Origin of the sequence: Streptomyces rapamycinicus NRRL 5491 (genome assembly GCF_024298965.1) — a bacterium.
GTDB lineage: Bacteria > Actinomycetota > Actinomycetes > Streptomycetales > Streptomycetaceae > Streptomyces > Streptomyces rapamycinicus.
The window spans coordinates 9793819-9818889 of the sequence record NZ_CP085193.1; the positions used below are offsets into that span (position 1 = coordinate 9793819).

2 protein-coding genes (both cut by a window edge) are annotated in these 25071 nt (G+C 72.3%); both read left to right on the plus strand.

Going from position 1 to position 25071, the window contains the following annotated elements; translation table 11 throughout:
- A protein-coding gene (locus tag LIV37_RS41090; RefSeq protein ID WP_121823905.1) for a type I polyketide synthase crosses the window boundary here: on the plus strand, positions 1–15424 show its 3' portion. The gene continues 15047 nt to the left of window position 1, outside the view; only the last 15424 of its 30471 coding nucleotides appear in the window; the start codon falls outside the window, past its left edge; it ends in the stop codon at positions 15422–15424.
- On the plus strand, positions 15425–25071 hold the 5' end (the start) of the coding sequence (locus LIV37_RS41095; RefSeq protein WP_020872959.1) for a type I polyketide synthase. It continues 11221 nt past the right edge of the window; 9647 of the gene's 20868 nt are visible here — the first part of the coding sequence; it begins with the start codon at positions 15425–15427; its stop codon lies beyond the right edge, outside the window.

Here is a 25071-nt window from a genome sequence, read left to right on the forward strand (position 1 = left end):
GGCCCGGGGCCCGGTGGCGTGGGTGTTCCCGGGTCAGGGGTCGCAGTGGAGTGGTATGGGGCGTGAGTTGGCGGAGTGTTCGCCGGTGTTCGCGGGTGTGCTTGACGAAGTGTGTGTGGTGGCGGATCCGTTGCTGGGCCGTTCGCTGCGGGAGGTGATGTTCTCGGGGGCCGAGGTGCATCAGACCGCGTTCACGCAGGTTGCGGTGTTCGCGTTCGAGGCTGGCCTGGCGGCGGTGGCGCGGGCGGCGGGTCTGGAGCCTGATTTTGTGGCTGGTCATTCGGTTGGTGAGGTGACGGCGGCGTATGTGGCGGGTGCGGTGTCGCTGGAAGACGCGGTGCGGTTGTTGGTGGCGCGGGGTGGGTTGATGCAGGCGTTGCCGTCGGGTGGGGCGATGGCCGCGGTGCAGGCTGGCGTGCGGGAAGTGGATCTCTCCGGTCTGGAGGACCGGGTCGCGGTGGCGGCGGTGAACAGCTCGTCGGCCGTGGTGCTCTCCGGTGACCGGGACGCCGTCGAGGAGGCGGTGGGCCGTCTGCCCGGTCGGAAGGTGCATTGGCTGGAGGTCAGTCACGCGTTCCACTCTCCGTTGATGCGCCCGATCGCCGATGAGCTCGCGCAGGTGGTGTCGGGGATTCGGTTCTCCGAGCCGCGGGTGCCGCTGGTGTCGGCGGTCACCGGCGGTGTGGTCGGGGCGGACGTGCTGGGCGACCCGGGGCATTGGGTCGAGCAGGCGATGGGTACGGTCCGGTTCCACGACGCCATCCGCTACTTGCACGGGCGTGGCACGGCCGGGTTCCTTGAGGTCGGCCCGGACCGGGTGTTGTCGGCCGTGGTCTACGACGGCGGTGGCAGCGGGGTGTGGGCGGCCGGTCTGGCTGAACGTGAGAACGCTGGGGTTCGTCGTTTGCTGGCCGGTCTCGCTGAGGTGTGGACCCATGGCGCGGCGGTGGACTGGACCCGCCTGATCCCCGTCGGCCGTCAGGTGGTGCTGCCGACGTATCCGTTCCAGCACCGCCGCTACTGGGCGTCCGGTGGCGGCACGGGCCGGAGCACCGCGGGGCACCCGCTGTTGGACAGCGCGGTGCGGCTGGCCGAGGACGCCGGCTGGGTGCTGTCGGGCCGGGTGTCGGCGGGGACGAGCCCGTGGCTGGCCGATCACGCGGTGTCGGGGACAGTTCTGGTGCCCGGGGCGGCGCTGGCCGAGTTGGTGCTGCACGCTGGGGATCGGGCTGGGCTGCCGGCGATCGGGGAGATCACGTTCGAGCAGCCGATAGTGCTCAACGGCCACGGCCCGGTCGATTTCCAGGTGCGGGTCGACGGGGACAGGGCGAGCGTCTTCTCCCGTACGGGAGAGCAGTGGATCCGGCACGCCACTGCCACCCTGGCCGACCCGGTCGGGACGGTGGCCGGTCTGGACGGGCAGTGGCCTCCGACCGGGGCGGAGCCGCTGCCGGACGTGGACACCTACGAGGTCATCTCGGCACGGGGGTTCGACTACGGGCCCGCGTTCCGTGGCCTGCGGGCCGCCTGGCGGCTCGGCGCGGACCTGTACGCCGAGGTGGAACTCCCCGCCGCCGTGGGGGAGGGGCAGGACGGGTTCGCGATCCACCCGGCGCTACTGGACGCGGTCCTGCACGCCCTCATCGCCGCCGGGTACGGCAACGGGGTGCTGTTGCCGTTCGCGTGGCGGGATGTGCGGTTGCACGCCACCGGGGCGTCGGCGCTGCGGGTGCGGCTGAGCCCGGCCGGGCCGGACGCCGTCTCTCTGCTGGCCGTCGACGGCGAAGGCCAGCCGGTGGTATCGGCCGCCGCGATGATTTCCCGGTCCGCCGATGTCAGTCGGCTGGCCGCCCCCGGCCAGGCCGCGGGCCCCGGCTTGCTGGCCCTGGAATGGGCACCGGTCGATCCCGTACCCGAGGCGGAGCGGATGCCGGTGCGGGTGGGATCCGAACTGGACCTGCCCGAGGTGGCGGCCGAGCCGCTGATCGCCTGGGCTGAACCGGCGGACGTACCCGAGGCTCTGGCCCTGGTGCAGGGCTGGCTGGCGGCCGGCTACCCGGCCGGGTCACGCCTGGCGGTCCGCACCCGTGACGCGGTGTCGGCGGCGGACGGGGACACCGTGGCCGGGCTGGAGTCGGCGGGGATCTGGGGCCTGGTCCGGTCGGCGATGGCCGAGCACCCGGACGCGGGCCTGGTGCTGCTCGATGTCGACGGCCGTCCCGAGTCCGAGGCGATCGCCGACGCGGCCACGGCCACCGGGGAAAGGGAAATCGCCGTGCGCGGCGGGGCCGCTCTGGCGCCGCGGTTGCGACCGATAGCGGCCAGCCGACCGGCCACCGGGCCCGCCCTCGACGGCACGGTCCTGATCACTGGTGGGACCGGAACGCTCGGCGGCCTGGTCGCCCGGCACCTGGTGGACCGGCACAGCGTGCGGGACCTGGTATTGGTCAGCCGTTCCGGACCGGACGCGCCCGGCGCCACCGAACTCGCTGCCGAACTGGAGGCGACCGGCGCACGAGTGCGGATCGTGGCCGCGGACCTGTCCGACCGTGCCGCGGTGGACGCGCTGATGGCGGACACCTCGGATCTGGCCGGTGTGGTGCACGCGGCGGGAGTCGTCGAGGACATGGCGGTGACCTCGCTGGACCCCGCGTCGCTGGACCGGGTGCTGGCGGCCAAGGCGGACGCGGCCAGGCACCTGCACGAGGCCACCGCCGGACGGGACCTGCGGATGTTCGTGCTGTTCTCGTCCCTGTCGGGACTGCTGGGCGGCGCGGGGCAGGCCAACTACGCGGCGGCCAACACCTATCTGGACGCTCTCGCCGCCCACCGGACGGCCCAGGGACTGCCCGCCGTCTCGATCGCCTGGGGCCTGTGGGAGCAGGCCAGCGCCATGACCGGCGCGCTGACCGCCACCGACCGGGCCCGGCTGGCCCGCGTCGGCGGTGTGGCTCTGCCGACCGAGCAGGCACTGGGCTTGCTGGACCGGGCGCTGAGCGCGGGCCGGCCGGTGGTCGCGGCGGGACTGGATGTGGGCGCGGCCCGCGACGCGACCGCGGCCGGGACACCACCGCCGCCGGTGCTGCGTGACGTGGTCCGTGCGCCCCGCCGGTCGGCCGCGGGCGGACAAGGTGCGAGCACCTTCGCCCGCCGCCTGCTGGGCCTGGGCGAAGCCGAACGGTTGCTCGTCCTGCTGGATCTGGTGCGCGAGCACGCGGCGGTGGTGCTGGGTCACGGTGACGCGAGCGGCGTGGAGTCGGGGCGGGCGTTCCGGGATCTGGGCTTCGACTCGCTGACAGGGGTGGAGCTGCGTAACCGGTTGGCCGTCGCGGCCGGGTTCGCGCTGCCCGCCACGCTGGTCTTCGACTACCCGACGCCGCAGGCGCTGGCCGAGTATCTGCTGGCCCAGGTGACCGGTGCGGCCCCGGCCGTCGCCGAGGTCGTTCCGATGTCGCGGTCGGTCGACGAGCCGATCGCGATCGTGTCGATGGCCTGCCGCTACCCCGGTGGGGTGGCCTCGCCCGAAGACCTGTGGCAACTGGTCGCCCACGGAGTGGACGCGGTCGGCGACTTCCCTGACGACCGGGGCTGGGAGACGGAATCGGCCCGATACGCGCGGGTGGGCGGTTTCCTGTCCGGTGCGGCCGACTTCGACGCGGAGTTCTTCGGGATCTCGCCACGTGAGGCGACGGCGATGGACCCGCAGCAGCGACTCCTGCTCGAAGTGTCCTGGGAAGCCCTGGAGCGTGCGGGCCTGGACCCGGCCGCGATGAGGGGCACGGACACCAGTGTCTTCGCGGGCCTGATCGGCCAGGACTACGGTTCCGCGCCGGGCGGTGAGGGGTACCGGCTGACGGGCAAGATGTCGTCCGTGGCGTCGGGGCGCGTGGCGTACGCGTTCGGCCTGGAGGGTCCGGCGGTGACGGTGGATACGGCGTGTTCGTCGTCGCTGGTGGCGATGCACCTGGCGGCTCAGGCGCTGCGGAACGGGGAGTGCTCGCTGGCGCTGGCCGGGGGCGTGACGGTGATGGCGACGCCGGAGGTGTTCGCGGAGTTCGCGTTGCAGGGCGGGCTGGCGGCCGATGGCCGGTGCAAGCCGTTTTCGGCCGAGGCGGACGGCACCGGCTGGGGTGAGGGCGTCGGGATGCTGGTGCTGGAGCGGCTGTCCGAGGCGCGGCGGCTCGGGCATCCGGTGCTGGCGGTGCTGCGGGGCAGTGCGATGAACCAGGACGGGGCCAGCAATGGGCTGTCGGCTCCCAACGGTCCGTCCCAGGAGCACGTCATTCGCCGGGCCCTGGCCGATGCCCGGCTGACCCCGGGCGATGTGGACGTGGTCGAGGGGCACGGAACCGGGACGGCACTCGGGGACCCGATCGAGGCGCAGGCGTTGCTGGCGACCTACGGGCAGGACCGGTCGCAGGAGCGCCCGTTGTGGCTGGGGTCGGTGAAGTCGAACATCGGCCACACTTCGGCGGCGGCCGGCGTGGCCGGTGTGATCAAGATGGTCGAGGCGATGCGGCACGAGACGCTGCCGCCGACGCTGCACGCGAGTGAGGCGTCGCCGCATGTGGACTGGTCGGCGGGGGACGTACGGCTGCTGACCGAGGTTCAGCCATGGGCGTCCGATGGGCGGCCGCGGCGGGCGGGGGTGTCGTCGTTCGGGATCAGCGGCACCAACGCACACGTGATCCTGGAGCAGGCTCCCGCTGAGCCGGTTGCGGCTCCGACGGCGGAGCCGGTGGTAACTGGCGGTGTGGTGCCGTGGGTGTTGTCGGCGCGGTCGGATGCGGCGCTGCGGGCGCTGGCCGACCGGCTGGCGTCGGTTGTCCCGGCCGGGGCGGGGATCGCGGATGTGGCAGGGGCGCTGGCGGCGTCGAGAGCTGGCCTGGAGTTCCGTGCGGTGGCGCTGGGCGCTGACCGTGAGGAGCTTGAGCGGGGTCTGGCGGCGGTGGAGCCGTCCGAGGCGCGGACGCGGGGCCGGGTGGCGTGGGTGTTCCCGGGTCAGGGGTCGCAGTGGAGTGGTATGGGGCGTGAGTTGGCGGAGTGTTCGCCGGTGTTCGCGGGTGTGCTGGATGAGGTGTGTGTGGTGGCGGATCCGTTGTTGGGTCGTTCGCTGCGGGAGGTGATGTTCTCGGGGGCTGAGGTGCATCAGACGGCGTTCACGCAGGTTGCGGTGTTTGCGTTTGAGGCTGGTTTGGCGGCGGTGGCGCGGGCTGTGGGTCTGGAGCCTGATTTTGTGGCTGGTCATTCGGTTGGTGAGGTGACGGCGGCGTATGTGGCGGGTGCGGTGTCGCTTGAGGATGCGGTGCGGTTGTTGGTGGTGCGGGGTGGGTTGATGCAGGCGTTGCCGTCGGGTGGGGCGATGGCTGCGATCCAGGCTGGCGAGCATGAGGTGGATCTCTCCGGTCTGGAGGACCGGGTCGCGGTGGCGGCGGTGAACAGTTCGTCGGCGGTGGTGCTTTCCGGTGAACGGGAAGGTGTCGAGGAGGCGGTGGGCCGCCTGGCGGGTCGGAAGGTGCATTGGCTGGAGGTCAGTCACGCGTTCCACTCTCCGTTGATGCGCCCGATCGCCGATGAGCTCGTGGAGGTGGTGTCGGGGATTCGGTTCTCCGAGCCGCGGGTGCCGTTGGTGTCGGCGGTGACCGGGGTCGTGGTGGGCGCTGAGGTGCTGGGTGACCCGGGCTATTGGATGGAGCAGGCGATCGGCACGGTCCGGTTCCACGACGCGGTCCGTTATCTGCATGAGCGTGGCGCGGCCGGGTTCCTGGAGGTTGGCCCGGATCGGGTCCTGTCGTCTGTGGTCCATGACGGTGGGGCGCAGGTGTGGGCGGCGAGCCTGGCCGAGCGTGATGACGCGGGGGCGCGTCGACTGCTGGCGGGTCTGGCCGAGGCGTGGACTCATGGCGCGGCGGTGGACTGGACGCGTCTGGTCCCCCAGGGCAGCCTGGTCACCCTGCCGACGTATCCGTTCCAGCACCGCCGGTACTGGGCATCGGGCGGCGCGACGGGTCGGGGCAGTGCCGGGCATCCGTTGTTGGACAGTGCGGTGCGGCTGGCCGAGGATGCGGGCTGGGTGTTGTCGGGCCGGGTGTCGTCCGCGACGAGTCCGTGGCTGGCCGACCATGCGGTGTCGGGGACGGTGCTGGTGCCGGGCGCGGCGTTGGCGGAGTTGGTGTTGCACGCCGGTGACCGGGCCGGATTGCCCGCCATCGGGGAGATCACCTTCGAGCAGCCGCTGGTGCTCAACGGCAGCCCGGTCGATCTGCAGGTGTCGGTCGAGGGTGGCCAGGCGGCCGTGTTCTCCCGTTCCGGGGAGCAGTGGACCCGGCACGCCAGCGCGACCCTGGCCGACCCGAGCGGGACGGTCGCGACCCTGGACGGGCCGTGGCCCCCGGAAGGCGTGCAGCCGCTGCCCCTTGATGACGCTTACGAGGTCATGGCGGCTCGCGGATACGAGTACGGGCCGATGTTCCGTGGTCTGCAGGCGGCTTGGCGGCTCGGCGAGGATCTGTACGCCGAGGTCGAACTGCCCGCCGGCGATACCCAGGACGGGTTCGCGATCCACCCGGCTCTCCTGGACGCCGCGCTGCACGTCCTGATCGCCGCCGCCGAGGACGGTGACCAAATCGGGTTGCCGTTCGCGTGGCGGGATGTGCGGTTGCACGCGACCGGGGCGTCGGCGCTGCGGGTGCGGTTGAGCCCGGCCGGGTCGGATGCGTTTTCTCTGCTGGCTGTTGACGGTGAGGGTCAGCCGGTGGTGTCGGCGGCGGCCATGGTTTCCCGTCCGGCCGACACCGGCCAGCTCACCCGCTCCGGCACGGGGGCGGGGCTGCTGTCCCTGGAATGGGCGCCGTTGAGTCTCGGATCGGCTTCGGAGCAGGTCTGGGTGCGGGTGGGCCCGGAGTTGGATCTGCCTGAGGTGGCGGACGAGCCGGTGCTTGTGTGGGCGGAGCCGGTGGATCTGCCCGCGGCGCTGGCGCTGGTGCAAGCGTGGTTGGGGGCTGCGTATCCGGCGGGGTCGCGGCTGGTGGTCCGTACCCGTGACGCGGTCGCGGCTGCTGTGGGTGACACCGTGGCTGGTTTGACGGGGTCCGGTGTCTGGGGTCTGGTGCGGTCGGCGATGGCCGAGCACCCCGACGCGGGTCTGGTGTTGCTGGACGACGATGGCCGCCCCGAACCCGCTGAGCCGGGGACCGTTGCCGCCGCCCTGGCGACGGGGGAAAGGGAACTGGCATTGCGGGCGGGTGCCGTGTTCGTGCCTCGACTGCGCCCGGTTCCGGGCGGGTTGGAACTCCCGCAGGGTCCGGGGGCGTGGCGCTTGGAGTGGGCTGCTGGCGGTGATCTGGACGAGGTGCGGGTGGTTTCGGCCCCGGACGCCGAGCGGCCGCTGGGGGCGTACGAGGTGCGGGTCGCGGTCCGTGCGAACGGAGTGAACTTCCGCGATGTGCTGAAGGGCCTGGACATGCTCCCCGCCGATGCCCGGCAACCGGGTGGCGAGGGTGCCGGGGTCGTGGTCGAGGTCGGCCCTGGGGTGGACGGTCTGGTGCCCGGCACGCGGGTGATGGGACTGTTCCCGTGGTTCGGATCGCTCGCGGTGGCCGACGCGCGGCTGATGGTGCCGGTCCCGGACGGGTGGAGCGATGCCGAGGCGGCGGCAGCGCCGATCGCGTACCTGACCGCTTATCACGCGCTGTTCGATCTGGGCCGGGTGCGCTCAGGGGATCGGGTGCTGATCCACGCGGCGTCGGGCGGGGTCGGCATGGCGGCGGTCCGGCTGGCTTTGGCGGCTGGGGCGGAGGTGTTCGCGACGGCGAGCCCGCCGAAGCAGGCGGCGGTGGCTGAGCTGGGCGTGACGCACCTCGCTTCTTCGCGTACGGCGGATTTCGCGAGTGAGTTCGGCCAGGTCGACGTCGTGCTCAACTCGTTGACCGGGGAGTTCCTGGACGCCTCGCTGGGGATGTTGGCCGAGGGTGGCCGGTTCGTGGAGCTGGGCAAGATCGATATCCGTGATCCGCGCCAGGTGCCGTTCGATCTGGGGGACTTGGATCCGGACCGGATTGCCGCGATGTGGCAGCGGGTTCTGGAGACGGCCGTGCCGTTGCCGGTGACGGTGTTTCCGGCCGCTCAGGCGGGTGCGGCGTTGCGGTTCATGAGTCAGGCCCGGCATGTGGGCAAGATCGTGCTGCGCCTGCCCGGTGTGGGTGATGGTGCGGTGTTGATCACCGGTGGCACCGGCACGTTGGGTGGTCTGGTCGCCGAGCATCTGGTGGACCGGTACGGTGTGCGGGAGTTGGTGCTGGCCAGTCGGTCGGGGCCGGAGGCCCCCGGGGCCGATGAGCTCGCGGCCGGGTTGGAGGCGCTCGGGGCGCGGGTGCGGATCGTGGCGGTGGACCTGTCGCAGCGTTCCGTGGTGGACGCGTTGGTGGCGGATATCCCGGGTCTGGCCGGGGTGGTGCACGCGGCCGGGGTGTTGCAGGACGCTCCGGTGACGTCGTTGACCGGCGAGTCGTTGGATCGGGTGGTGGCCGCTAAGGCGGAGGCCGCCTGGCATCTGCACGAGGCGACGCGGGGTCTGGACCTGCGGATGTTCGTGCTGTTCTCGTCCCTGTCCGGACTGCTGGGCGGTGCGGGACAGGGCAACTACGCGGCGGCCAACACCTGCCTGGACGCCCTCGCCGCGCACCGGACGGCCCTCGGACTGCCGGCGGTGTCGATCGCCTGGGGCCTGTGGGAGCAGTCGAGTGGCATGACCGGCACGCTGACCGAGGCGGACCGGGCGCGGCTGGCCCGTGGCGGCGGTGTGGCGCTGCCGACCGAGCAGGCGCTGCGGCTGCTGGACGCGGCCGTGGCCGGTGGCGAGCCGGTGGTGGCGGCCGGGCTTGACGTGGGCGCGGTCCGCGATGCGGTCACCGTCGGCTACGCGCTGCCGTCGGTGCTGGGCGATCTGGTCCGTGTGCCCCGCCCGGCCGCCGCGGCCGCACAGCGCGGGGGCACCCTCGCCCGCCGACTGGCCGGTCTGGGCGAGGCCGAGCGGTCGCATGTCCTGCTGGATCTGGTACGCGAACACGCCGCCGCCGTTCTCGGCCACGGTGATGTGGGCGGCGTGGAGTCGGGGCGGGCGTTCCGGGATCTGGGCTTCGACTCGCTTACGGCGGTGGAGCTGCGTAACCGGCTGGCTGTGGCGGCCGGGTTCGCGTTGCCGGCCACGCTGGTCTTCGACTACCCCACACCGCAGGTGCTGGCCGAGTATCTGCTGGCCCAGGTGACCGGCGCGGCCGCGGCCACGCCGACGACAGTCGTCACGGAGAGGGTGCCGACGGGAGAGCCGATCGCAGTGGTTTCGATGGCGTGCCGCTACCCCGGTGGGGTGGCCTCGCCGGAGGATCTGTGGCGGCTGGTCTCCGACGGCGTTGACGCGGTCGGTGACTTCCCGGCCGACCGCGGCTGGGAGACCGAGTCGGCCGGATACGCGCGGGTGGGCGGTTTCCTGTCCGGTGCCGCCGACTTCGATGCCGGGTTCTTCGGGATTTCGCCGCGTGAGGCGGTGGCGATGGATCCGCAGCAGCGGCTGCTGCTGGAGGTGTCCTGGGAAGCGCTGGAACGCGCGGGCCTGGACCCCTCGGAGTTGCGCGGCTCCGACACCGGGGTCTTCGCCGGACTATCCGCCCAGGACTACGGTTCCGCGCTCGCTACCCAACGAGCGGCTGAGGGTTACTGGCTGACGGGGAACACGCCGAGCGTGGCGTCGGGCCGGGTGTCGTATGCGCTGGGCCTGGAAGGTCCGGCGGTGACGGTGGATACGGCGTGTTCGTCGTCGCTGGTGGCGATGCACCTGGCGGCGCAGGCGCTGCGGAACGGGGAGTGCTCGCTGGCGCTGGCCGGGGGCGTGACGGTGATGGCGACGCCGGTGATGTTCGCGGAGTTCGCGTTGCAGGGCGGGCTGGCGGCCGATGGCCGGTGCAAGCCGTTTTCGGCCGAGGCGGACGGCACCGGCTGGGGTGAGGGTGTCGGTGTGGTGGTGCTGGAGCGTTTGTCGGAGGCGCGGCGGCTCGGGCATCCGGTCTTGGCGGTGCTGCGGGGCAGTGCGGTGAACCAGGACGGTGCGTCCAACGGTCTGTCGGCGCCGAACGGTCCGTCGCAGGAACGGGTGATTCGCCGGGCGCTGGCCGATGCCCGGCTGACCCCGGCTGATGTGGACGCGGTCGAGGCGCACGGGACAGGGACGACGCTCGGGGACCCGATCGAGGCGCAGGTACTGCTGGCCGCCTACGGGGAGGAGCGATCCGAGAAGCGGCCGTTGTGGCTCGGGTCGGTGAAGTCCAACATCGGCCACACTCAGGCGGCGGCCGGTGTCGCCGGTGTGATCAAGATGGTCGAGGCAATGCGGCGCGGGGTGCTCCCGGCGACGCTGCACGCGAGTGAGGCGTCGCCGCATGTGGACTGGTCGATCGGCGATGTACGGCTGCTGACCGAGGCGCAGGAATGGGAGCCGGCGGACCACCCCCGGCGCGCGGGCGTATCCGCGTTCGGGATCAGCGGCACGAACGCACATGTGATCCTTGAAGAAGCTCCCGCTGAGCCGGTTGTGGCTCCGTCGGCGGAGCCGGTGGTGACCGGTGGTGTGGTGCCGTGGGTGCTGTCGGCCCGCTCGGCTCCGGGGCTGGCGGCGTTGGCCGGGCGGCTGTCCTCGGATGTCCCGGCCGGGGCCGACATCGCGGATGTGGCGGGGTCGCTGGCGCGGGGCCGGGCTGGTCTGGAGTTCCGGGCGGTGGCGCTGGGCGCTGACCGTGAGGAGCTTGAGCGGGGTCTGGCGGTCGTGGAGGCGGCTGGACCGGCGACCGGCGGTCCGGTGGCGTGGGTGTTCCCGGGTCAGGGGTCGCAGTGGGCTGGTATGGGGCGTGAGTTGGCGGAGTGTTCGCCGGTGTTCGCGGGTGTGTTGGATGAGGTGTGTGTGGTGGCGGATCCGTTGTTGGGTCGTTCGCTGCGGGAGGTGATGTTCTCGGGGGTCGAGGTGCATCAGACGGCGTTCACGCAGGTTGCGGTGTTTGCGTTTGAGGCTGGTTTGGCGGCGGTGGCGCGGGCTGTGGGTCTGGAGCCTGATTTTGTGGCTGGTCATTCGGTTGGTGAGGTGACGGCGGCGTATGTGGCGGGTGCGGTGTCGCTTGAGGATGCGGTGCGGTTGTTGGTGGTGCGGGGTGGGTTGATGCAGGCGTTGCCGTCGGGTGGGGCGATGGCTGCGATCCAGGCTGGCGAGCATGAGGTGGATCTCTCCGGTCTGGGGGACCGGGTCGCGGTGGCGGCGGTGAACAGTTCGTCGGCGGTGGTGCTCTCCGGTGACCGGGGAGCGGTTGAGGATGCGATAGGGCGGCTGCCGGGTCGGAAGGTGCATTGGCTGGAGGTCAGCCATGCGTTCCATTCGCCGTTGATGCGGCCGATTGCCGATGAGCTCGCGCGCGTAGTGGCGGGGATCCGGTTCGCTGAGCCGCGGGTCCCGCTGGTCTCGGCGGTCACCGGTGCCGTCGCCGGTGTGGATGTGCTGGGGGACCCGGGGCATTGGGTGGAGCAGGCGGTAGGCACGGTCCGGTTCCATGACGTGGTCCGTTATCTGCATGAGCGTGGCGCGGCCGGGTTCTTGGAGGTTGGCCCGGATCGGGTCCTGTCGTCTGTGGTCCATGACGGTGGGGGACAGGTGTGGGCGGCCGGTCTGGCCGAGCGTGATGATGCGGGGGCGCGTCGTCTGTTGGCGGGTCTGGCTGAGGCGTGGACTCATGGCGCGGGGGTGGACTGGACGCGTTTGGTTCCGGTCGGTCGTCGGGTGGTGTTGCCGACGTATCCGTTCCAGCATCGTCGTTTTTGGGCGTCGGGTGTTGGGGCGGGTCGGGGTGGTGTCGGGCATCCGTTGTTGGACAGTGCGGTGCGGCTGGCTGAGGATGCGGGCTGGGTGTTGTCGGGGCGGGTGTCGGCGGGGACGAGTCCGTGGCTGGCTGACCATGCGGTGTCGGGGGCGGTGCTGGTTCCTGGTGCGGCGCTGGCGGAGTTGGTGTTGCACGCCGGGGATCGGGCTGGGCTGTCGGCGGTGGGGGAGATCACCTTTGAGCAGCCGTTGGTGCTCGAAGGCAGCGGCCCGGTTGATGTGCAGGTGTCGGTCGAGGGCGGTCAGGCGGCCGTGTTCTCCCGTACTGGGGAGCAGTGGACCCGGCATGCGACCGCGACCCTGGCCGACCCGGCCGGGACGGTGCAAGGTCTGGACGGGCAGTGGCCCCCGGCCGGGGCACAGGCCCTCCCGGTCGGCGATGTCTACGAGGTCATGGTCGGTCGCGGGTATGAGTACGGGCCGGCGTTCCGGGGTCTGCAGGCGGCTTGGCGGCTCGGCGAGGATCTGTACGCCGAGGTCGAGCTGCCCGCCGAAGATACCCAGGACGGGTTCGCGATCCACCCGGCTCTCCTGGATGCCGCTCTGCACGTGGTGATCGTGGCCGCGGAGTACGATCACGGGGTGCGGTTGCCGTTCGCGTGGCGGGATGTGCGGTTGCATGCGACCGGGGCGTCGGCGCTGCGGGTGCGGTTGAGCCCGGCCGGTCCGGACGCTGTCTCTCTGTTGGCCGTTGATGGTGAGGGTCAACCGGTGGTGTCGGCGGCGGCGATGATTTCCCGCCCGGCCGACGCCAGCCAGCTTGCCGGGCCCGGCACGGGCGCGGGGCTGCTGTCGCTGGAATGGGCGCCGTTGAGCCTGGGATCGGCTTCGGAGCAGGCCTGGGTGCGGGTGGGCCCGGAGCTGGATCTGCCTGAGGCGGCGGACGAGCCGGTGCTTGTGTGGGCGGAGCCGGTGGATCTGCCCGGGGCGCTGGCGCTGGTGCAGGCGTGGTTGGGCGCGGGTTACCCGGCGGGGTCGCGGCTGGCGGTCCGTACCCGTGAGGCGGTTGCTGCGGCCGAGGGTGACATGGTCGCTGGGCTGGAGTCGTCGGGTGTGTGGGGGCTGGTGCGTTCGGCGCAGTCCGAGCATCCGGATGCGGGTCTGGTGCTGCTCGACGATGACGGCGGCCCCGAGTCCGCCGAATTCCTCGGCGCCGCCCTGGCCACCGGGGAGAAAGAGATCGCGTTGCGGGCGGGGGTGGTGCTGGTGCCCCGCCTGCGTGCGATCTCGGGTGGGTTGGAGTTGCCGACCGGTCCGGGGGCGTGGCGGTTGGAGTGGGCTGCTGGCGGTGACCTGGACGGGGTGCGGGCGGTGCCGGTGCCGGACGCCGAGCGGCCGCTGGGGGCGTACGAGGTGCGGGTCGCGGTCCGCGCCACCGGGGTGAACTTCCGCGATGTGCTGAAGGGCCTGGACATGCTCCCCGCCGATGCCCGGCAACCGGGTGGCGAGGGTGCCGGGGTCGTGGTCGAGGTCGGCCCTGGGGTGGACGGTCTGGTGCCCGGCACGCGGGTGATGGGGTTGTTCCCGTGGTTCGGCCCGCTGGCGGTGGTCGATGCACGGCTGATGGTGCCGGTCCCGGACGCGTGGAGCGATGCCGAGGCGGCGGCAGCGCCGATCGCGTATCTGACCGCGTATCACGCGTTGTTCGATCTGGGTGGGGTGCGGTCGGGGGATCGGGTGCTGATTCATGCTGCGGCCGGTGGTGTGGGTATGGCGGCGGTGCATCTGGCTTTGGCGGCTGGGGCGGAGGTGTTCGCGACGGCGAGTGAGGCCAAGCAGGCGGCGGTGGCCGAGCTGGGCGTGACCCGTATCGCTTCTTCGCGTACGACGGACTTCGCCGATGAGTTCGGTCAGGTTGATGTGGTGTTGAACTCGTTGACCGGGGAGTTCCTGGACGCCTCGCTGGGGATGTTGGCCGAGGGTGGCCGGTTCGTGGAGCTGGGCAAGATCGATATCCGTGATCCGCGCCAGGTGCCGTTCGATCTGGGGGACTTGGATCCGGAGCGGATTGCCGCGATGTGGCAGCGGGTTCTGGAGACGGCCGTGCCGTTGCCGGTGACGGTGTTCCCGGCGGTTCAGGCGGGTGCGGCGTTGCGGTTCATGAGTCAGGCCCGGCATGTGGGCAAGATCGTGCTGCGCCTGCCCGGTGTGGGTGATGGTGCGGTGTTGATCACCGGTGGCACCGGGACGTTGGGCGGTTTGGTGGCCCGGCATCTGGTGGACCGGCATGGTGTGCGGGAGTTGGTGCTGGCCAGTCGGTCGGGGCCGGAGGCCCCCGGGGCCGATGAGCTCGCGGCCGGGTTGGAGGCGCTCGGGGCGCGGGTGCGGGTCGTGGCGGCGGATCTGTCTGATCGGGCCGCGGTGGACGCGCTGGTTGCCGGTATTCCGGGTCTGGCCGGGGTGGTGCACGCGGCCGGGGTGCTGCAGGACGGCCCCGTGACGTCGTTGACCGGGGAGTCGCTGGACCGGGTGGTGTCGGCCAAGGCGGAGGCCGCCTGGCATTTGCATGAGGCGACCGTCGGCCGGGATCTGCGGATGTTCGTGTTGTTCTCGTCCCTGGCCGGGCTGCTCGGGAACCCGGGGCAGGGTAACTATGCGGCGGCCAACACCTATCTGGACGCCCTCGCCGCGCACCGGACCGAGCTTGGCTTGCCCGCCGTGTCGATCGCCTGGGGCCTGTGGGACCAGTCGAGTGGCATGACCGGCACGCTGACCGAGACGGACCGGGCGCGGTTGGCGCGTGGCGGCGGTGTGCTGCTGGGTACCGAGCAGGCGCTGGGCCTGCTGGACCGGGCGTTGAGTATCGGTCGGCCGGTGGTGGCGGCGGGCTTGGACGTGACTGCGGTCCGGGGTGTGATCGCCGCCGGGACGCCGGTATCGACGGTGCTGCTCGGCCTGGGCCGTGCGCCACGTCGCGCCATCGCGGCCGCCGCAGGCTCTACCAGTGCGTTGGCCCGTCGGCTCGGTGGTCTGGGTGAGGCTGAGCGGTCCCTTGTTCTGCTGGAGTTGGTGCGTGAGCACGCTGCTGTGGTTCTCGGTCATGGTGATGGCGAGGGCGCGGGGGTTCCGGCTGATCGGGCGTTCCGGGATCTGGGTTTTGATTCGCTGACGGCGGTGGAGTTGCGTAACCGGCTGGCGGCGGCGTCCGGGCTGACGCTCCCGGCCACGTTGGTCTTCGACTATCCGACGCCGCGGGTGCTGGCCGAGTATCTGGTGGCCCAGGTGACCGGCGCGGCCCCGGCCGCGGTGAAGGCCGCTCCGGCCCCGGTGCCCGTACTCGGTGGTCTTGACGAGGTCGAGGCGGCGCTCGCCGGGCTGGGGGCGGACGACGCGGCGCTGCGTGACGAGGTGCGCAACCGGCTGAAGGCGCTGCTGTGGCGGCTTGACGATCACGACAAGCCGGACGAGACAAGCATGGCGGACCACATCATGTCCGCGAGCATCGATCAGGTGATCCAGCTCGTCGCCGAGGAATTCGGCGACGAGGCCGGCTCCAGCGAGGTGGAATAGATGGCGACCGAACAGGAACTCGCGGAATATCTGCGGCTGGTCGCCGCCGACCTGCATCGCACCCGGCAACGGTTGCGTTCGGTCGAGGAGCGGGCCCATGAGCCGATCGCGCTCGTGGCCATGGCCTGCCGTTATCCGGGCGGCGTCGCCTCTCCGGAGGGTCTGTGGCGGCTGGTGGCCGACGGCACCGACGCCGTGTCACCGTTTCCGGCCGACCGGGGCTGGGAGACCGAGCAGTCCGAGTACGCCGGGTACGCGCGCGAAGGCGGCTTCCTGTCCGGCGCGCCGGACTTCGACGCCGAGTTCTTCGGGATCTCGCCGCGTGAGGCGCTGGCGATGGACCCGCAGCAGCGGCAGCTGCTCGAGGTGTCCTGGGAAGCGTTGGAACGCGTGGGCGTGGACCCCTCGAACCTGCGCGGTTCCGACACCGGGGTCTTCGTCGGCATGTACTACCAGGACTACGAATCGCGGCTGTCCGACGTTCACGCGGGCGGGTACGGGCTGACCGGCAACACGTCGAGCGTGGCGTCCGGCCGGGTGGCCTACACGTTCGGCCTGGAGGGCCCGGCGATCACGATCGACACGGCGTGTTCGTCGTCGCTGGTGGCGATGCACCTGGCCGCGCAGGCGTTGCGGAACGGCGAGTGCTCGCTGGCGCTGGCCGGGGGCGTGACGGTGATGTCCACCCCGGCGGCGTTCACGGAGTTCGCGCGGCAGGGCGGGCTGGCGTCCGATGGCCGGTGCAAGCCGTTCTCGGCCGGAGCGGACGGCACCGGCTGGGGCGAGGGCGTCGGGATGCTGGTGCTGGAGCGGCTGTCGGAGGCGCAGCGGCTCGGGCATCCGGTCTTGGCGGTGCTGCGCGGCAGTGCGGTGAACCAGGACGGCGCGAGTAACGGCCTGTCGGCTCCCAACGGGCCGTCCCAGGAGCGGGTGATCCGGGCGGCGTTGGCCAGTGCGAGGCTGTCGACCTCCGATGTGGACGTGGTCGAGGGGCACGGGACCGGAACCACGCTCGGGGACCCGATCGAGGCGCAGGCGTTGCTGGCGACGTACGGGCAGGAGCGGCCCGAGGACCAGCCGTTGTGGCTGGGGTCGGTGAAGTCCAACTTCGGGCACACCCAGGCGGCGGCCGGTGTGGCCGGTGTGATCAAGATGGTCGAGGCGATGCGGCACGGGACGCTGCCGGCGACGCTGCACGCGGGCGAGGCGTCGCCGCATGTGGACTGGTCGGCAGGCGATGTACGGCTGCTCACCGAGGCGCGGCGGTGGGAGTCGACGGACCGTCCCCGGCGGGCAGGGGTGTCGTCGTTCGGGATCAGCGGCACCAACGCGCACGTCATCCTCGAAGAAGCCCCCGCTGAGTCGGCCCCGGACCAGTCAGCCCCGGACCAGTCGGCGCCGTCAGTGGTGACCGGTGGTGTGGTGCCGTGGGTGTTGTCGGCGCGGTCGGACGAGGGATTGCGGGCGATGGCAGGTCGGCTGTCCTCGGATGTCCCGGCCGGGGCCGACATCGCGGATGTGGCGGGGTCGCTGGCGCGGGGCCGGGCCGGTCTGGAGTTCCGGGCGGTGGCACTGGGCGCTGACCGTGAGGAGCTTGAGCAGGGTCTGGCGGCGGTGGACCCGTCCGGGGCAGTGGCGCCGGGTCCGGTGGCGTGGGTGTTCCCGGGTCAGGGGTCGCAGTGGGTCGGCATGGGCCAGGAGCTGGCGGGATGTTCGCCGGTGTTCGCGGGTGTGCTGGATGAGGTGTGTGCGGTGGCGGATCCCTTGCTGGGCCGTTCGTTGCGGGAGGTGATGTTCTCCGGCGTCGAGGTGCATCAGACGGCGTTCACGCAGGTGGCGGTGTTCGCGTTTGAGGCCGGTTTGGCGGCGGTGGCGCGGGCGGTGGGTTTGAAGCCTGATTTTGTGGCTGGTCATTCGGTTGGTGAGGTGACGGCGGCGTATGTGGCGGGTGCGGTGTCGCTTGAGGATGCGGTGCGGTTGTTGGTGGCGCGGGGTGGGTTGATGCAGGCGTTGCCGTCGGGTGGGGCGATGGCGGCGGTGCAGGCTGGCGTGCGGGAAGTGGATCTCTCCGGTTTGGAGGACCGGGTCGCGGTGGCGGCGGTGAACAGTTCGTCGGCGGTGGTGCTCTCCGGTGACCGGGAGGCCGTCGAGGATGCGATAGGGCGGCTGCCGGGTCGGAAGGTGCATTGGCTGGAGGTCAGCCATGCGTTCCATTCGCCGTTGATGCGGCCGATTGCCGATGAGCTCGCGCGCGTAGTGGCGGGGATCCGGTTCGCTGAGCCGCGGGTCCCGTTGGTGTCGGCGGTCACCGGTGCTGTCGCCGGTGTGGATGTGCTGGGGGACCCGGGGCATTGGGTGGAGCAGGCGATTGGCACGGTCCGGTTCCACGATGTGGTCCGGTTCCTGCACGGGCGTGGTGTCGGCGGGTTCGTTGAGCTGGGTCCGGACACGGTGTTGTCGGCTGCGGTGTACGACGGTGACGAGGGTGGGGTGTGGGCGGCCGGTCTGGCCGAGCGTGATGACGCGGGGGCGCGTCGTCTGCTGGCGGGTCTGGCCGAGGCGTGGACCCACGGGGCCGCCGTGGACTGGACGCGTCTGGTTCCGGCCGGTCGCCGGGTGGCGTTGCCGACGTACCCGTTCCAGCACCGCCGCTACTGGCCGGCCGGATCTGGTGCGGTGACCGGTCTGGGGGCCGCCGGCCTGACGGCGGCGGCGCATCCGCTGCTGGCCGCGGTGGTCACCCTGGCCGACTCGGACGAGTGGTTGTTCACCGGTCGGCTTTCCGGCGCGAGTGCGTCGTGGCTGGCCGACCACGAACTGCTGGGCGTCACGGTGTTGCCGGCGGCGGCGCTGGCCGAACTGGTGCTGTTCGCCGGTGAGCGGGCCGGCCGGCCGGCGATCGAGCAGATCACGTTCGAGCGCCCCCTGGCGCTGCAGGAGCGCGAGTCGGTCGATCTGCAGATCAGCGTGCGCGGCGATCGCGCCACGGTCAGCTCACGGCCGGTCGGTGAGGAGTTGTGGATCCGGCACGCCACCGCAACCTTGACCGACGATCTCGCCGACGATCTCGCCGAAGGTCCGCAGTCCGGGTCCGACGGTCGGGACGTCCTCGTACAGGTGGAAACCGACGAGGAGCAGGACGGGTTCGGCATCCACCCCGGATTGCTTCAGGCCGCGCTGAACCTGGGCCCGGACGAGGTGCCCCAGCGTTGGGAGGGCGTACGGCTGTTCGCCGTCGGTGCCCGGCAGATTCGGGCCCGCTCGATCGGATCCGGGCTGCTGGCCGTGGACAGCCACGGCGATCCGGTCCTGCGGATCCGGGTGATGAGCACCCGCCGGACAACGGCCGATGAGTTCGTACGCGGCCACGGCCGGCTGCTCAGCCTGCGCTGGGAGCCCGTACCGGGGTCGGCGGACGAGTCTCCGGCGTGGAGCACGATCCGGCCGGGCGAGACCGTCGCCGCGCCGGACGGGGAACCGGGCACGGTGGTCGCGCTGTGCGAGGGCGAGGACCCGGTGGCCTGGGTGCTCGGCGTCGTGCAGGACTGGGTGGCGGCGGACCGGCCGGCCGGCTCGCGGCTGGTGGTGACGACCCGGGAGGCCGTGGCGGCCGGGACGGACGACACGGTGCCCGGCCTGGCCCAGGCACCGGTCTGGGGCCTGGTGCGGTCGGCTCGGGCGGAGTACCCCGATGCCGGGCTCATCCTGCTCGACGAAGACGGCCACGACGCTTCCAGCGTCGTCCGGCACGCCGCCATCGCCTCCGGCGAACTGGAGCTCGCGGTACGGCGCGGCGAGATCCGAGTGCCGCGCCTGCGCCCGGCGCCCCCCGACGAGCAGGCCACGCGGGCCGGTGGCGTCGGTACCGAAGGCACCATGCTGATCACCGGCGGCACCGGCACGCTCGGCGGCCTCGTCGCCCGGCACCTCGTCGCCCGGCACGGGGTGCGCAGCCTTGTTCTGGCCAGCCGCTCGGGTCCGGACGCCCCCGGCGCCGATGCGCTGGCCGCCGACCTGGAGGCCGCCGGAGCACGCGTACGGGTCGTCGCCGCAGACCTGGCCGACCGCACCGCCGTCGACGCGCTCGTCGCCGACATCCCCGACCTGACCGGCATCGTGCACACGGCCGGCCTCATCGCGGACACCCTGTTCGCGACGCTGACGCCCGAGTCCCTGGCCCGGGTCGTCGCGGCCAAGGCCGTCTCCGCGCAGCACCTGCACGAGGCGACGCTGGATCGCGACCTGACCACGTTCGTACTCTTCTCCTCCCTCGCGGGCCTGCTCGGCAGCCCCGGACAGGCCAACTACGCCGCCGCCAACTCCTACCTGGACGCGCTCGCCGCGCACCGGCGGGCCGCCGGCCGCCCGGCGGTGTCCATCGCGTGGTACCTGTGGGAGCAGCGCAGCACCATCACCACCGGGCTCAGCGAGACCGACCGGGTCCGCCTCGCCCGCGGCGGTGCGCCGCTGCCCACCGAGACCGCCCTGCGGCTGTTCGATGCCGCGCTGACCGCGGGAGACGCGCTGTCGGCGGCGGGCCTGGACCTTGCCGCCGTTCGCGCCGACGTGGACGCGGGCCTGCCCGAGTTGGTGCTGCTGCGCGGCCTGGTTCGCGCCCCGCGCCGCGCCGCGGGCAACGGCGCACTGGGCCGTCAGCTCGGCAGCCGGTCCGCCCCCGAGCAGCGCCGCTTCCTGCTGGATCTGGTCCGCGAGCAGGCCGCCCTGGTGCTCGGCCACCGCGACGCCGGCGGCATTCCGGCCGACCGCGCGTTCCGGGACCTCGGCTTCGGCTCGCTCACGGCGGTGGAGTTGCGCAACCGGCTGGCGGCGGCGGCCGGGATGGCGTTGCCGGCCACGGTGGTCTTCGACTACCCGACCGCGCAGGCCCTCGCCGAGTACCTGCTGCGGCGGGTATCAGGGGTGGCGGACTCCTCGGCGGAGGTGGTTCCGGCACGGTCGGCCGGTGAGCCGATCGCGATCGTGTCGATGGCGTGCCGCTACCCCGGCGGGGTGGCGTCGCCGGAGGATCTGTGGCGGCTGGTCGCGGACGGCGTGGACGCGATGGGCGCGTTCCCGGCGGACCGTGGCTGGGAGACGGATTCGGCGGAGTACGCGCGGATAGGCGGCTTCCTGTCCGGCATGGCGGACTTCGACGCCGAGTTCTTCGGGATCTCGCCGCGCGAGGCGGTGGCGATGGATCCGCAGCAGCGGCTGCTGCTGGAGGTGTCCTGGGAGGCCCTGGAGCGGGCCGGCCTGGATCCGGCCGCGATGAAGGGCACGGACACCGGGGTCTTCGCCGGATTGGCCATGCAGGACTACAGCTCGCGGCTGCCGGATGGGAGCGCGGGCGGGTTCGGGATGACGGGGAACGCGTCGAGCGTGGCGTCCGGCCGGGTGGCGTACACGTTCGGTCTCGAGGGTCCGGCGGTGACGGTCGACACCGCCTGTTCGTCGTCGCTGGTGGCGATGCACCTGGCCGCTCAGGCGCTACGCAACGGGGAGTGCTCGCTGGCGCTGGCCGGTGGCGTGACCGTACTGGCGACGCAAGGGATTTTCGCCGAGTTCACGCGGCAGGGCGGCATGGCGTCCGACGGCCGGTGCAAGCCGTTCTCGGCCGCAGCCGACGGTACGGGCTGGGGCGAAGGTGTCGGCGTGGTGCTGCTGGAGCGGCTGTCGGAGGCGCAGCGGCTCGGGCATCCGGTGCTGGGGGTGCTGCGCGGCAGTGCGGTGAACCAGGACGGGGCGTCCAACGGACTGTCGGCGCCGAACGGCCCGTCCCAGGAGCGGGTGATCCGGCGGGCGCTGGCCGACGCGCGGCTTTCTCCCTCCGACGTGGACGTGACTGAAGCGCACGGGACCGGGACGGCGCTGGGTGACCCGATCGAGGCCCAGGCGTTGCTGGCGACGTACGGGCAGGACCGGCCGGAGGACCGGCCGCTGTGGCTGGGGTCGGTGAAGTCGAACATCGGCCACACCCAGGCCGCGGCCGGTGTGGCCGGCGTGATCAAGATGGTCGAGGCGATGCGGCACGAGACGCTGCCGCCGACGCTGCACGCCGATGAACCGTCGCCGCATGTGGACTGGACGGCCGGTGAGGTGCGGCTGCTGACCGAGGCGTGTCCTTGGGAGTCGGAGGGACGCCCGCGGCGGGCAGGTGTGTCGTCGTTCGGTATCAGCGGCACCAACGCGCACCTGATCCTGGAGCAGGCCCCGGACCCGGTGCCGGTGCCGCCCTCCGATGCGGGGCCGGTGGTGACTGGCGCTGTGGTGCCGTGGGTGTTGTCGGCCCGGTCGGCCCCCGCGCTGGAGGCGCTGGCTGGGCGGCTGGCCTCGGATGTCCCGGCGGGGACGCCCGTCGCGGATGTGGCGGGGGCGCTGGCGCGGGGCCGCGCGGGGCTGGAGCACCGGGCGGTGGTTCTGGGCGTTGACCGTGCGGAGCTGGACGAGGCTCTGATGCGGGTCGAGCCGGCCGGGCCGGCGGTATCGGGCGCCGATGTGGCTTTCGTGTTCCCGGGGCAGGGGTCGCAGTGGATCGGTATGGGCCGTGAACTGCTGGCCTGTTCGCCGGTGTTCGCCGAGTTCGTGGCCGAGTGCGAGCAGCTGGTGGACTTCCCCCTGCGGGACGCGCTGGTGTCCGGGGCGGGGGCGGACCGGGTGGAGGTGGTCCAGCCCGCTCTGTTCGTGATGATGGTCGGTCTGGCCCGAGCCTGGGAAGCGGCGGGAGTGGTCCCGTCGGCCGTGGTGGGCCACTCGCAGGGCGAGATCGCCGCGGCCTGTTTCGCGGGGGCGTTGTCGTTGGAGGACGCACTGAGCCTGGTGACCGCGCGGGGCCGGGCGTTGGTGGCGTTGGCGGGCACCGGCGGGATGTTGTCGGTTTCGGCCGCTCCCGAGGTGGCCGAGGGCCTGTTGGCCGACGGGTTGGGGATCGCGGCGGTCAACGCGGCCGAGCAGGTGGTGGTTTCCGGGGCGCCGGAAGCGTTGGACGCGTTGGCGGCGCGGTGTGAGGCGGCCGGGATCCGGGCCCGACGTGTGGATGTGGATTACGCGAGCCATCACCCGCTGGTGGAGCGGGTTCGGGAGCAGTTGCTGGCGGTGCGGGTGACACCGCGGCCGGGTCGGGTGCCGTTCTATTCGGCGGTGACCGGCACCGTGGTGGACACCGCGGGCCTGGACGCCGCGTACTGGTGGCGGAATCTGCGGGAGCAGGTGCGGTTCGCGCAGACGGTGGCGTCGATGCCGGTGGCCGGGTTCGTGGAGGTGTCCCCGCATCCGGTGCTGGTGCCCGGGATCGAGGGGCGTTGGGCGGTCGGTTCGCTGCGTCGCGACGACGGCGGTCAGCGGCGTCTGCTGGCCTCGTTGGGTGAGGCGTGGTCACATGGCGCGGCGGTGGACTGGACCCGTCTGATAGCCGGTGGGAAGCCGGTGGTGTTGCCGACGTATCCGTTCCAGCACCGCCGCTATTGGGCGTCCGGTGGCGGGACGGGCCGGGGCGGCGCGGGTCATCCGCTGCTGGACAGCGCGGTGCGGCTGGCCGAGGACGCGGGCTGGGTGCTGTCGGGCCGGGTGTCGGTGGGGACGAGCCCGTGGCTGGCCGATCACGCCGTGTCGGGGACGGTGCTCGTGCCGGGTGCGGCGCTGACGGAGTTGGTGCTGCACGCCGGTGACCGGGCCGGGCTGCCGGCGATCGGGGAGATCACCTTTGAGCAGCCGCTGGTCCTGAACGGCAGCCCGGTTGATCTGCAGGTTTCGGTGGAGGGTGACCAGGCGGCCGTGTTCTCGCGTACCGGGGAGCAGTGGACCCGGCACGCGACCGCGACCCTGGCCGACCCCGCCGGAATGGTCGAAGGCCTCGAAGGGCAGTGGCCCCCGGCCGGTTCGCAGGCCCTTGCCGTCAGCGACGCTTACGACGTCATGGCCGGTCGTGGATATGAGTACGGTCCGACGTTCCGTGGTCTGCGGGCGGCCTGGCGGCTCGGCGAGGAGTTGTACGCCGAGGTGGAGCTTCCCGCCGCCGGGGAAGACCAGGACGGGTTCGGGATCCATCCGGCGCTGCTGGACGCCGCGCTGCACGCCCTCCTTGTCGCCGCGGTCGAGGAAAGCGGCCAGGAAGTCCTGCTGCCGTTCGCGTGGCGGGATGTGCGGCTGCACGCGACCGGGGCATCGGCGCTGCGGGTGCGGCTGAGTCCGGCCGGTCCCGATGCGTTTTCCCTGCTCGCCGCAGACGGTGACGGCAAGCCGGTGGTGTCGGCCGGTGCGATGACGTCCCGCCCCACGGCCACCGGCCGGCTCGCCACTCCCGGCGCGGGCACCGGCCTGCTGGCGCTGGAATGGGCGCCGCTCAGCCTCGGACCGGCGCCGGAGCGGGCCTGGGCCCAGGTCGGCCCCGAGCTCGACCTGCCCGACGCGACGGGCGAGCTGGTATTCGCCATGGCCGAGCCCGCGGACCTGCCAGCGGCGCTGGCCCTCGTGCAGGCGTGGCTTGAGGCCGGTCACCCGGCGGGATCGCGGCTGGTGGTCCGTACCCGTGCGGCGGTCGCGGCGGCTGAGGGCGACACGGTCGCCGGGCTGGAGTCGTCGGGGATCTGGGGGCTGGTCCGCTCGGCGCGGTCCGAGCACCCGGATGTGGGCCTGGTGCTGCTCGACGACGACGGCCGCTCCGAGTCCGACGCGGTCGTCGCCCCGGCACTGGCCACCGGTGAGAAAGAGCTGGCTCTGCGGGCCGGAGCGGTGCTGGTACCCCGGCTGCGCCCCGTGCCCGCCGGTCTGGAACCGCCGTCCGGCCCGGAGGCGTGGCGGCTGGAGTGGGCCGCGGGCGGTGACCTGGACGGGGTACGGGCCGTCCCGGCGCCGGACGCGGAGCGGCCGCTGGGAGCGCATGAGGTCCGGATCGCGGTCCGCGCGGCGGGGGTGAACTTCCGCGACCTGTTGTTGGCGCTGGGCTCGCTGCCGAACGACGCCCGGCCGCCCGGCACCGACGGCGCCGGTGTCGTGATCGAGACCGGCCCGGAGGTGACCAACCTTCCGGTCGGCACCCGGGTGATGGGGATGTTCCAGGCGTTCGGCCCGCTGGCGGTGGTTGACGCTCGGCCGCTGGTGCCGATCCCGGACGGGTGGAGCGACGCCGAGGCGGCGGCGGCGCCGACCGCGTATCTGACCGCTCATCACGCACTGTTCGATCTGGGCCGGGTGCGGCCGGGGGACCGGGTGCTGATCCACGCGGCGTCCGGCGGTGTGGGTATGGCGGCGGTGCACTTGGCGCTGGCGGCTGGGGCGGAGGTGTTCGCGACGGCGAGTCCGGCCAAGCAGGCCGCGGTGGCGGCGCTGGGCGTGACGCGCATCGCCTCATCGCGTACGGCGGACTTCGCCGACGAGTTCGGCCAGGTCGACGTGGTGCTGAACTCGCTGACCGGGGAGCTGCTGGACGCGTCCTTGGGGATGTTGGCTGACGGCGGCCGGTTCGTGGAACTGGGCAAGACCGACATCCGCGACCCGCGGCAGGTCCCGTTCGACTTGGGGGACTTCGCTCCCGAGTGGCTCGCGGAGAAGTGGCAGCAGGTCCTGGAGCGGATCGTGCCGCTGCCGGTCACGGTGTGGCCGGTGGCGCGGGCGGGCGCGGCGCTGCGGTTCATGAGCCAGGCCCGGCATGT